We start from the raw sequence: 12,695 nt of genomic DNA, 5'->3' as shown, positions 1-12,695 counted from the left end.
CACCCCTAATTTTAGTTTTATTAAATATCTTCTCTCACTAATGGCATACTCATACATCTTGGGCCACCACGACCACGAACTAGTTCACTACCTGGTATATAATTTAATTTAACGCCTGCTTCTTCCAATAATTTATTTGTTATAGTATTACGATCATACACAATTACTTCACCAGGTGCGATTGTCAATGTATTTGAACCATCATTCCATTGCTCTCTCGCAGCTGCGGTAATATTATTACCACCACAACGAATTAATTTAACTTTATCTATATGTAAATATTTACATAAAATATTCTCTAACGTATCTTCTTCACGAATAATATCTAATCCACCATTTTGACCTTCCGAGATTGAATAAACAACTAAGTCTCCTTCAATTTCTGGATGAATTGAGAATTTATCATAATCTACCATTGTAAATACTGTATCTAAATGCATAAATTTACGACGTTCACCAATATCAAAAGCTAAAATGTGCTTAAACCCAATGTTTTCTTTAAAAATATTTTCTGCTAATTTTTGAATAGATGCTGCATCTGTTCTTTGAGAAATCCCAACAGCTAATACATCTTTAGAAAGAACTAATTCATCTCCACCTTCAATACGTGTCGGTTGTTCACGATCGTATACCAATGGAACATCTTTACCAGCAAAACGTGGGTGATATTTAAATATGTATTCAGCAAAAATTGATTCACGATTTCGTGTAATTGCATACATTCTGTTAAGCGATACAGCATGACCAATTGTCGCAAAATTATCGCGCGTAAAATATAAGTTTGGCATTGGATCGATGACAAATGGATAATCTGATTCAACCATATCAGTTAAATTTTTCACTTCAAATTTTGGTAACTCAACTTTTTGCATTCCTGCCATTGTTTTATCGATTAAATCACGATTATTATCAAATGATAATAATAATTCACGAGCTTTTTCGCGAGCAGTATCACTTTTAATATTAGCTTCCTCTAAATATTGATCAATAAATTGTGTACGAATTTCGTCATTAACCAATGATTCCGCAGCTAAGTCTTCTAAATAAAGCGTTTCAATACCTTTTGACTGTAATAATTTTGCAAAATTATCATGTTCTTTTTGAGCTTGTTCTAAAAATGGAATATCATCAAATAATAGCCTTTCCAAATAATCGGGCATTAAATTTTCCAATTCTTTACCTGGACGATGCAGTAAAACGGATTTTAACTTACCAATCTCTGAATAAACATTAATAGGGCGACTCATTTTTAAAAACCTCCTAAGTAATTTTAATTATCTCTTCGACACACTTAGGATAACAATAATAATAAAAAAAATAACTGTTATTCAGACATTATAAATGCTATATATACATCATTATACACTTAAGCGAATATATTGCACCATGTTGTAAGCGCTATTATTATATTGTGAATTATTTATCTAATATATATTCCAATTTTTTTTGTTATATTCATTATTTTTTTAATGAATATACAAATATTGTTGAAAATATTTATTAACTATTTTAGCATCATCTTTATTCTCAGATAAAATTAAAATGGTATCATCACCAGCTACACAACCCACAATTTCTGTAAAATTTGTTCTAATACTATCAATTAAAACACCGACAACTTGACCATTTCCAGGTAAAACTGTTAACAAATTGGTAAATTCGATTTGCCGTAATGATACACCTGTTTCGACAATTGCATTAATTAAACGTTCCTCATCAGTCAACTTATTTTTACCTAAAACAGAATTATTTAGCAACCGATAATATGATTTATTTTTATCGTTATGATTTTTAATAATATTTAACTCACGTATGTCTCTAGAAATTGTTGCTTGCGTTGTTTGTATATCTTCTTTTTCCAGTAGTTCCATCAGTTCACTTTGTTTAGAAATATCATTTTCACTAATTAAACGTTTAATAATTGCTTGCCTCTTTTTTTTACTCATATTTGTATTCTCCTCTAATAATTGTATGTCAAATCAGCATCAAGTAAAACTATTCACTATCTTAGTATATAATAGACACTTTAAAATTAAAAGACACTTTAAAAATTAAGCTATGATCATATCTCAGTTAATCGTATTTTTATTTTAATGTGACTGAAATCCATTAACTCAAACACCTAAAAATTATGGGAACTAATTTCAAAAATTCTTTTTCAATTCAAATTAAAAGGTTAATCATAACTAACCTTTTAAAATTAGTTATAATTAACCCCTACTATACTACAGTGTGTAAATTATTTTTGTCCGTAAGTTCGTAATTGCCCATAAGTATCAAACTTATCGATGACATCCTCTAATTGACTATCTGTTAATAAAACAGGTTCACCAATTGAACGCGCGCGATAATATAATTTAGCCATAAACTCTATATCTTTAGCAACTGAAAAGGCATCTTTTAAATTCTCCCCTACGGCTATTGTTCCATGATTACCCAAAAGGAGCCCTTTATCTGTTCCTATTGTTTCGTAAGCAACTTCTGCTAGTTCAGGAGTTCCAAATGTTTCATAAGGGCAACAACGAACTTTTTTACCAATTGAACCAATTATATAATGTAGTGGCATTATTTCTTCTTGCAAACAAGCAAAAACCGTTGCATACTCAGAATGTGTATGAACGACAGCATTAATTTTAGGTGACTTTTGATAAAATATACGGTGCATATCATATTCACTTGATGGTGTACGATGGCTATCGATAATGGTTCCATCTAAAGTCATTAAAACAATGTCAGACGGTGTCGTTTCATGATAAGGAATTCCACTTGGAGTGATTAACATCACCTCATCCTCGCGAATAAATAAACTTAAATTACCCCCAGTACCTGTAGTTAGACTATCTGTTATCATTTTCTTACCATAATCAACTAAATTTTTACGTAACTCTAAATACTTCATTAAGAAACAACTCCATCCATAATCTAATAAAATTGCACTGCTTTGGTATCAAAATAGCTTGATAAATCATAAGGCGCATAAATACCTTTATCTGTCACAATACCACTAATTCGATTAGGTGGTGTAATATCAAATGAAGGGTAAATTCCTTTCACCCCAGGCAATGTGTTCTTTATACCGCGACATTCCAATACTTGTTGTGGATCTCTTTCCTCAATAATTATATCCTGACGACCGAATTTATCTTGATCTGGAATGCCTGTAACAAAATAAGGAATCTGATAAAACTGCGCCAAAATGGCTATTTGGTTTGTACCAATTTTGTTAGCAATATGACCATCCCGAGCAATGGTATCAGCTGCAGAAGTAAACAAACTAATTTCTTTATTTTCCATAGCGTAAGCTACCATATTATCCGTTATAACGGTTGTGTCAAATCCTAAATCCTGAGCACAACTTGCAGTTAAGCGTGCTCCTTGTAAATAGGGTCTCGTTTCTGCACAATAAACTTTCATATCATGATTTTTACTTTTTGCTGCTCTTAGTAAAGTTCCAATAATTGTTTCACCGAAACATTGTGTTAAAATAGTTCCTCCTCTTGGAACTTGTTTTAATAGATAGTGTCCGACCTTATCCATAATTGTATAACGACGATTTAACGAATCAATTGTACCGTTTACTATCGCCGAAATAGGGCTTTTTCCATTAAGAAGAGCATTATTAGCTAATGCAACACAAGTATTAGTAATTTGTAACATGCGATTAGCAGTGGTTGGTCTCGCCATTCCGATTGTTTTTGCGGCTTGCTGTAAATAATTTAACTGTTCTACAGTGGCTTTCTCACGGCATTCATAAGCTGCTAGTGCCATTCCCATTCCAGCAGCAGTATATGGACCTGCACTTTGTGTTACCATATCCTTTATAGCCTGAGCTACTTCTTTGTGACTAGAGCATGTTACAAACAAAACTTCAGTTGGATAGATACGTCGATCTAAGATTTTAACAGTGCCATTCTCATACCAAGCAACATGTTCATACTTCAATAAAAATGGCATCCCCTCATCAGCACGTTTTAACATAATTTTTCTCTCTTTTCTAATCTATTAATGATTATTTTTGCTAATTCAGAACCTGTATTTAATTCATTTCTATGAATAATTAAATCCGATCCAATTAGCAATAAATTCTGTTCCATTTGGCAGTTTGGCACATCGGTCACTTCAAGAACTTTTGAATCCCCAATAATACGACGAATAATTTCAGTACCAGCGTAGCCTAAGCTATCCGACTTAATCTGATTAAAGAAACTATTTTTAAATGAGCCTAACTGATACAAAGATAATCTGACATTTTTTACATAAAGTTTATCCATCTTAATCATAATTAAATCAAAAATATCAGCAATGGTTTTAAGTAACCAATTTGAAAATTCTTTTTGATAGTTTACGTAATAACTTTGAACTAAAGATATTGTCAAATGTGCCAAAACATTGCCAATATCGTATCCCATAGGACCATAAAAAGCAAACTCTGGATCAATAACTTTTAAGCCAAAATCATTAATAAAAATAGAGCCTGAATGCAGATCACCATGAATCAGTGCTTCGGAACAGTTCATAAAACGGTAGCGTAATTTAGCAACTTCAGATATTAAAATTTGGTTTTGATAAATTATTTTCTTTACAAATTCCTCATTTTCAGGTGTAATAATATTACGTTGTTTATAATTATTATAAGGTTCAGTAAAGACAAGATCTTCACTAATATCACACATATCAGGATTTATAAATTTTTTTAAACGCATTTTTTTAATTTTAGATTCACCTATTACATCAGAAGTTAATAATAGAGTTTTAGTTAAATATAAACTGATTTCTTCACTTAAATTCGGGAAAATTTTTCTGTCAGCTAGTTCATAACGCAAATTTTTAAAATTAGAAATATCTTCCATTACTATTAGAGCAAGTTCTTCATCATATAGATAAACTTTAGGTACAAAACATGGAACTAGTTCTTGATAAATTCTTAGTGCTTCATATTCAATTATATTACGATTAATATCCAATTCTCGACCAGATGATCGCAATAATTTGTCTGCTTGCTTAACAATTAGACTTTTCCCTGTTTCTTTATCCAAGACACGAAAGACATAATTAATGTTACCATCACCAATTTCACTAACATCTAAATTTTCTACACAGCTATAATCTGGAAAATGGTTGCTAATATACTCAGCAACGTCATATTCTTGCAAAATAAAATGTTCTAGTAAATCAGTCACAGACTATCATTCCCTTCATAAGTAAAATAAAAAAGCATTTATGTTAAGTTAACTTAACATAAATGCTTAACACATATTTACGCACCCAAGAGGAGTCGAACCCCTAACCTTCTGATCCGTAGTCAGACACTCTATCCAATTGAGCTATGGGTGCTTAATTCCTACTACTACTAGATAATAACACACTTTAAATTACTTGTCTAGTAATTATTATTAAACAACACAAATTTTATAAAAAATAAAAAGCTAATCTATCTACAGATTAGCTTTTATATAGACTACGTTTTTATTAATGCCGAGGACCGGAATCGAACCGGTACGGTGATCACTCACCGCAGGATTTTAAGTCCTGTGCGTCTGCCAGTTCCGCCACCCCGGCTGGAACATAAAAAGCGGAAGACGGGGTTCGAACCCGCGACCCCCACCTTGGCAAGGTGATGTTCTACCACTGAACTACTTCCGCTTAGAAATAGAATGCCGGCTAAAGGACTTGAACCCTCGACCCTCTGATTACAAATCAGATGCTCTACCAACTGAGCTAAGCCGGCTAAATCTTATTAAAAATCTGTTGAAACAAAAAAATGACCCGTACTGGGCTCGAACCAGTGACCCTCTGATTAAAAGTCAGATGCTCTACCAACTGAGCTAACGAGTCTAATTTAAAATGGAGGTTGACGGGATCGAACCGCCGACCCCCTGCTTGTAAGGCAGGTGCTCTCCCAGCTGAGCTAAACCTCCAATAGATTAAAAAACGCAAAAAGCGCGGCAACGTCCTACTCTCACAAAGGGAAACCCTTCACTACCCTCGGCGCTAAGAAGCTTAACTGCTGTGTTCGGCATGGTTACAGGTGTATCCTTCTTGCCATCGTCACCGCACTACGTGCGTTTATTTAATTAAGTGATTGCTCACTCAAAACTGGATTTGAAGTTATCATTAACATAAGTGACACCGTTTATTTGGTTAAGTCCTCGATCGATTAGTACTAGTCCGCTCCATACATCACTGTACTTCCACTCCTAGCCTATCTACCTGATCATCTCTCAGGGATCTTACTTTCTTAAAGAAATGGGAAATCTCATCTTGAGGGGGGCTTCACGCTTAGATGCTTTCAGCGTTTATCCCGTCCATACATAGCTACCCAGCAATGCCCTTGGCAGAACAACTGGTACACCAGAGGTATGTCCATCCCGGTCCTCTCGTACTAAGGACAGCTCCTCTCAAATTTCCAACGCCCGCGACGGATAGGGACCGAACTGTCTCACGACGTTCTGAACCCAGCTCGCGTGCCGCTTTAATGGGCGAACAGCCCAACCCTTGGGACCGACTACAGCCCCAGGATGCGACGAGCCGACATCGAGGTGCCAAACCTCCCCGTCGATGTGAACTCTTGGGGGAGATAAGCCTGTTATCCCCAGGGTAGCTTTTATCCGTTGAGCGATGGCCCTTCCATGCGGAACCACCGGATCACTAAGCCCGACTTTCGTCCCTGCTCGAGTTGTAACTCTCGCAGTCAAGCTCCCTTTTGCCTTTACACTCTTCGAATGATTTCCAACCATTCTGAGGGAACCTTTGGGCGCCTCCGTTACATTTTAGGAGGCGACCGCCCCAGTCAAACTGTCCATCTGACACTGTCTCCCGCCACGATAAGTGGCGCGGGTTAGACTGGTCATAACACAAGGGTAGTATCCCACCAATGCCTCCCTCGAAACTAGCGTTCCGAGTTCAACGGCTCCTACCTATCCTGTACATGTGTCACAAACAGTCAATATCAAACTACAGTAAAGCTCCATGGGGTCTTTCCGTCCTGTCGCGGGTAACCTGCATCTTCACAGGTACTAAAATTTCACCGAGTCTCTTGTTGAGACAGTGCCCAAATCGTTACGCCTTTCGTGCGGGTCGGAACTTACCCGACAAGGAATTTCGCTACCTTAGGACCGTTATAGTTACGGCCGCCGTTTACTGGGGCTTCAATTCTGAGCTTCGCTATTGCTAACCCATCCTCTTAACCTTCCAGCACCGGGCAGGCGTCAGCCCCTATACGTCATCTTTCGATTTTGCAGAGACCTGTGTTTTTGATAAACAGTCGCTTGGGCCTATTCACTGCGGCTAAACTTGCGTTTAGCACCCCTTCTCCCGAAGTTACGGGGTCATTTTGCCGAGTTCCTTAACAAGAGTTCTCTCGCTCACCTTAGGATTCTCTCCTCGACTACCTGTGTCGGTTTGCGGTACGGGTCGTTTGCTTCTAACTAGAAGATTTTCTTGACAGTGTGATATTGGAACTTCGGTACTAAATTTCCCTCCACATCACAACTCGTCCTTAGAGGTGTAAGCATTTGACTCACACCAAGACTTGTTGCTTATACGCACATATCCAACAGTGCGCTTCCGTAACCTCCTGTGTCCCTCCATTGTTCAAACAAAACAAACGAGTACAGGAATCTCAACCTGTTGTCCATCGCCTACGCCTATCGGCCTCGGCTTAGGTCCCGACTAACCCTGGGAGGACGAGCCTTCCCCAGGAAACCTTAGTCATTCGGTGGACAGGATTCTCACCTGTCTTTCGCTACTCATACCGGCATTCTCACTTCTAAGCGCTCCACTAGTCCTCACGATCTAGCTTCAACGCCCTTAGAACGCTCTCCTACCATAGAACCAAAGGTTCTATCCACAGTTTCGGTAATATGTTTAGCCCCGGTACATTTTCGGCGCAAGGGCACTCGACTAGTGAGCTATTACGCACTCTTTAAATGGTGGCTGCTTCTAAGCCAACATCCTAGTTGTTTGTGCACCCTCACATCCTTTTCCACTTAACATATATTTTGGGACCTTAACTGGTGGTCTGGGCTGTTTCCCTTTCGACAATGGATCTTATCACTCACTGTCTGACTCCCGGATATAAATGAATGGCATTCGGAGTTTATCTGAATTCGGTAACCCAAGACGGGCCCCTAGTCCAAACAGTGCTCTACCTCCATCATTCTTAATTCCGAGGCTAGCCCTAAAGCTATTTCGGAGAGAACCAGCTATCTCCAAGTTCGATTGGAATTTCTCCGCTACCCACACCTCATCCCCGCACTTTTCAACGTACGTGGGTTCGGTCCTCCAGTGCGTTTTACCGCACCTTCAACCTGGACATGGGTAGGTCACATGGTTTCGGGTCTACAACTACATACTACGTCGCCCTATTCAGACTCGCTTTCGCTACGGCTCCGCTTCTTCAGCTTAACCTCGCATGCAATCGTAACTCGCCGGTTCATTCTGCAAAAGGCACGCCATCACCCATTAACGGGCTTTGACTTTTTGTAGGCACACGGTTTCAGGTTCTATTTCACTCCCCTTCCGGGGTGCTTTTCACCTTTCCCTCACGGTACTGGTTCACTATCGGTCACTAGAGAGTATTTAGCCTTGGGAGATGGTCCTCCCGGATTCCGACGGAATTTCTCGTGTTCCGCCGTACTCAGGATACTCATAGGTGTGTTGTCAATTTCGTCTACGGGGCTTTTACCCGCTCCGGCTGACCTTTCCAGGTCGATTTGACTATTCACAACAGCTACCACAGCTGAGTCCTACAACCCCAATGAGCAAGCTCATTGGTTTGGGCTGTTTCCGTTTCGCTCGCCGCTACTAAGGAAATCGATTTTTCTTTCTCTTCCTGCAGGTACTTAGATGTTTCAGTTCTCTGCGTCTACCTTCTATTAGCTATGTATTCACTAATAGATAATACCCTATAAAAGGTATTGGGTTCCCCCATTCGGAAATCTCCGGATCAAAGCTTACTTACAGCTCCCCGAAGCATATCGGCGTTAGTCCCGTCCTTCATCGGCTTCTAGTGCCAAGGCATCCACCGTGCGCCCTTATTCACTTAACCTTTTCTAACCTAATGGTTAGATCTTTTTTGTTTGTATCAAACAGCGATATCTGATACAAACAACGCTTCACAACTTGCATTGTGTCACGCAGTGTACTTAATTTATGTTGATGTCTAACTTCAACTATCCAGTTTTCAATGAACAAATCAATAATGTTTGAGAGTAAACCTCTCAAAACTGAACAAAGTAAATTCAACCAATGTGTTTCCGTAATTATCCTTAGAAAGGAGGTGATCCAGCCGCACCTTCCGATACGGCTACCTTGTTACGACTTCACCCCAATCATCTATCCCACCTTAGGCGGCTGGCTCCCGAAGGTTACCTCACCGACTTTGGGTGTTACAAACTCTCGTGGTGTGACGGGCGGTGTGTACAAGGCCCGGGAACGTATTCACCGTGGCATGCTGATCCACGATTACTAGCGATTCCGGCTTCATGTAGGCGAGTTGCAGCCTACAATCCGAACTGAGAACAGCTTTAAGAGATTAGCTAAACCTCGCGGTCTCGCAACTCATTGTACTGTCCATTGTAGCACGTGTGTAGCCCAGGTCATAAGGGGCATGATGATTTGACGTCATCCCCACCTTCCTCCGGTTTGTCACCGGCAGTCTTGCTAGAGTGCCCAACTAAATGATGGCAACTAACAATAAGGGTTGCGCTCGTTGCGGGACTTAACCCAACATCTCACGACACGAGCTGACGACAACCATGCACCACCTGTCACTTTGTCCCCGAAGGGAAAGCTCTATCTCTAGAGTGGTCAAAGGATGTCAAGACCTGGTAAGGTTCTTCGCGTTGCTTCGAATTAAACCACATGCTCCACCGCTTGTGCGGGCCCCCGTCAATTCCTTTGAGTTTCAGCCTTGCGGCCGTACTCCCCAGGCGGAGTGCTTAATGCGTTAGCTGCGGCACTGAAGGGCGGAAACCCTCCAACACCTAGCACTCATCGTTTACGGCGTGGACTACCAGGGTATCTAATCCTGTTTGCTCCCCACGCTTTCGAGCCTCAGTGTCAGTTACAGACCAGAGAGTCGCCTTCGCCACTGGTGTTCCTCCATATATCTACGCATTTCACCGCTACACATGGAATTCCACTCTCCTCTTCTGCACTCAAGTCCTCCAGTTTCCAATGACCTTCCTCGGTTGAGCCGAGGGCTTTCACATCAGACTTAAAAGACCACCTGCGCTCGCTTTACGCCCAATAAATCCGGACAACGCTTGCCACCTACGTATTACCGCGGCTGCTGGCACGTAGTTAGCCGTGGCTTTCTGGTTAGATACCGTCAAGGTGAGAACAGTTACTCTCTCACTTGTTCTTCTCTAACAACAGAGTTTTACGATCCGAAAACCTTCTTCACTCACGCGGCGTTGCTCGGTCAGACTTTCGTCCATTGCCGAAGATTCCCTACTGCTGCCTCCCGTAGGAGTCTGGGCCGTGTCTCAGTCCCAGTGTGGCCGATCACCCTCTCAGGTCGGCTATGCATCATGGTCTTGGTAGGCCGTTACCCCACCAACTAACTAATGCACCGCGGGCCCATCCACCAGTGACACCGAAGCGTCTTTTATCCTGTCGCCATGCGGCAATAGGAATTATGCGGTATTAGCACCTGTTTCCAAGTGTTATCCCCCTCTGATGGGCAGGTTGCCCACGTGTTACTCACCCGTCCGCCACTCACTTTTCTCGGTGGAGCAAGCTCCGGTGAGAAAAGTGCGTTCGACTTGCATGTATTAGGCACGCCGCCAGCGTTCGTCCTGAGCCAGGATCAAACTCTCAATAAAAGTATGATAACATCTTGCGATGTTTAGCTCATTTAAAAATTTTGCTAGCGAATGTTTCTATTCACTTTAAATATGGTTTGTTTTTACTATTGTAAAAACGCCCTACACATTTGGTTTGTCTTACTTTGTTCAGTTTTCAAAGGTCTAAACTTTTTTAATATTTGTTGTCGTAACAACTTTTATATCATATCAATTATCTTTTGCTTTGTCAACAACTTTTTAAAAATTTATTAAGTTTTCTTAAACAACTTGAAATTTCAAAAACGTTTGTCTTAAAGCAACGTAGATAAATATACCATATAAAATCTAAAAAGAAAAGTGTAAATTTAAAAAAATTTACACTTTTTTATTTATCTCATTGTTGGGAATAATAATACATCACGAATTGACTGCGCATTTGTTAATAACATAACCAAACGATCAATTCCAATTCCTAGTCCACCTGTTGGAGGCATACCATATTCTAAAGCTTCAACAAAATCCTCATCAATCCCTTGAGCTTCATCATTTCCTAAATCTTTTTCTTTCATTTGTGCTTCAAAGCGTTCACGCTGATCGATTGGATCATTTAACTCAGTAAATGCATTGCCATACTCATTTCCTACTATAAAGACCTCAAAACGATCTGTAAATCTTGGATCTTCGGCATTTTTCTTAGCTAAAGGTGAAATAGCAACAGGGTGCCCATAAACAAATGTCGGTTGAATTAATGTATGCTCAACATATTTTTCAAAGAATTCATTAACGACATGGCCATAGCTCATGTGATTTTCTAATTCAATATCATGTTCTTTTGCAATGGCTCTAGCTTCTTCATCTGTCATTTCTTTCCAGAAATCAACACCAGTTTCTTCTTTGATGGCGTCAACCATATGGACACGTCGCCAAGGACTATTTAAATCTAACTCATGCTCACCATAAACTAATTGACGTGTGCCTAAAACACGATCAGCGACAGTTGTAATAATACCTTCAGTTAAATCCATGATGTCTTGATAATCAGTATAAGCAGTATAAACTTCAAGCATTGTGAATTCAGGATTATGAGTTGTATCAATTCCTTCATTTCGGAAAACACGACCAATCTCATATACTTTTTCCATACCACCAACGATTAATCGTTTTAAATGCAACTCTAACGCAATTCTTAGATATAAATCGATATCTAACGCATTATGGTGTGTAATGAATGGACGGGCTGCTGCTCCACCAGCAATATTATGTAGGGTTGGTGTCTCCACTTCTAAGTAGCCATTTTCATTTAAGTAATTTCGAACTTCACGAATAATCTCACTACGTTTGACAAATCGGTCAAAACTTTCTTTGTTACTAATCAAATCCAGATAGCGTTGACGATACTTTTGTTCAACATTCGTTAAACCGTGGTATTTATCCGGCAATGGACGTAAAGCTTTAGTTAAGAACGTTAATGACGTTGGTTTAATCGTTACTTCACCCATGTCGGTTTTCATAATCTCACCAGTTACACCGACGAAATCTCCTAAATCCGCATGTTTGAATAAGTCATATTCTTCTTCACCAACAGCATCTTTTCGAACGTAAATTTGAATTTGTCCTTCTCTATCTTGTAAATGTGCAAACCCTACTTTACCTTTACCACGTTTCGTCATAATACGGCCAGCTACAGTCGCTGTTAGTCCAAGCTCTTGCAATTCTTCTTTAGTTTTATCATCATATGTTTCATGTAACTCTTTTGAATTATGTGTGCGTTCAAAACGAGCGCCAAACGGATCTAAGCCCTTTTCACGTAACTCCGCTAATTTTTCTCTTCTAACGATTAATTGGTCGTTCATTTCTTCATGACCTTGAATTTCTTTTGACACGTGACTTCCTCCTAATAATTAT

At 39.4% G+C, this 12,695-nt stretch carries 6 protein-coding genes, 6 tRNA genes and 3 rRNA genes; all 15 read right to left on the bottom strand.

Annotated features, from left to right (window positions below):
- Positions 1–20 precede the first annotated feature (20 nt).
- Complete coding sequence (gene arcA / locus BW732_RS06870) at positions 21–1,247, bottom strand: arginine deiminase (protein ID WP_077276052.1); 1,227 nt, start codon at positions 1,245–1,247, stop codon at positions 21–23.
- A 219-nt stretch (positions 1,248–1,466) separates the two neighbouring features.
- Entirely contained in the window at positions 1,467–1,922 is a 456-nt protein-coding gene (locus BW732_RS06865) for an arginine repressor (RefSeq protein ID WP_335673635.1), read from the bottom strand.
- A 317-nt stretch (positions 1,923–2,239) separates the two neighbouring features.
- On the bottom strand, positions 2,240–2,899 hold the full coding sequence (locus BW732_RS06860; protein WP_077276050.1) for an L-fuculose-phosphate aldolase: 660 nt from the start codon (positions 2,897–2,899) through the stop codon (positions 2,240–2,242).
- Positions 2,900–2,922: 23 nt separating this feature from the next.
- The gene (locus tag BW732_RS06855) at positions 2,923–3,978 is read right to left on the bottom strand and encodes a s-methyl-5-thioribose-1-phosphate isomerase (protein WP_077276049.1); all 1,056 of its coding nucleotides are present in this window, start codon (positions 3,976–3,978) and stop codon (positions 2,923–2,925) included.
- The gene (gene mtnK, locus BW732_RS06850) at positions 3,972–5,180 is read right to left on the bottom strand and encodes an S-methyl-5-thioribose kinase (protein ID WP_077276048.1); all 1,209 of its coding nucleotides are present in this window, start codon (positions 5,178–5,180) and stop codon (positions 3,972–3,974) included. The genes BW732_RS06855 and mtnK overlap by 7 nt, the downstream gene beginning before the upstream one ends.
- An 80-nt stretch (positions 5,181–5,260) precedes the next feature.
- Positions 5,261–5,334: transfer RNA gene (locus BW732_RS06845), tRNA-Arg, on the bottom strand.
- A gap of 139 nt (positions 5,335–5,473) precedes the next feature.
- Positions 5,474–5,559: transfer RNA gene (locus BW732_RS06840), tRNA-Leu, on the bottom strand.
- Positions 5,560–5,571: 12 nt separating this feature from the next.
- A tRNA-Gly gene (locus BW732_RS06835) sits at positions 5,572–5,643 on the bottom strand.
- A 12-nt stretch (positions 5,644–5,655) separates the two neighbouring features.
- Positions 5,656–5,728, bottom strand: a tRNA-Thr gene (locus BW732_RS06830).
- Between the two features lie 34 nt (positions 5,729–5,762).
- Positions 5,763–5,835, bottom strand: a tRNA-Lys gene (locus BW732_RS06825).
- 10 nt (positions 5,836–5,845) lie between these two features.
- Positions 5,846–5,918 (bottom strand) — tRNA-Val (locus BW732_RS06820).
- Between the two features lie 22 nt (positions 5,919–5,940).
- A 5S ribosomal RNA gene (rrf, locus tag BW732_RS06815) occupies positions 5,941–6,056 on the bottom strand.
- Between the two features lie 81 nt (positions 6,057–6,137).
- A 23S ribosomal RNA gene (locus BW732_RS06810) occupies positions 6,138–9,049 on the bottom strand.
- Between the two features lie 224 nt (positions 9,050–9,273).
- A 16S ribosomal RNA gene (locus BW732_RS06805) occupies positions 9,274–10,829 on the bottom strand.
- Together the 16S, 23S and 5S rRNA genes with 6 tRNA genes alongside form the textbook arrangement of a ribosomal RNA operon.
- 350 nt (positions 10,830–11,179) lie before the next feature.
- The gene (gene lysS / locus BW732_RS06800) at positions 11,180–12,643 is read right to left on the bottom strand and encodes a lysine--tRNA ligase (protein WP_418369035.1); all 1,464 of its coding nucleotides are present in this window, start codon (positions 12,641–12,643) and stop codon (positions 11,180–11,182) included.
- Positions 12,644–12,695: the final 52 nt, after the last annotated feature.

It is taken from the genome of Vagococcus penaei (assembly GCF_001998885.1).
Classification (GTDB): Bacteria; Bacillota; Bacilli; order Lactobacillales; family Vagococcaceae; genus Vagococcus; species Vagococcus penaei.
This window is presented reverse-complemented; position numbering and strand designations above follow the sequence as displayed.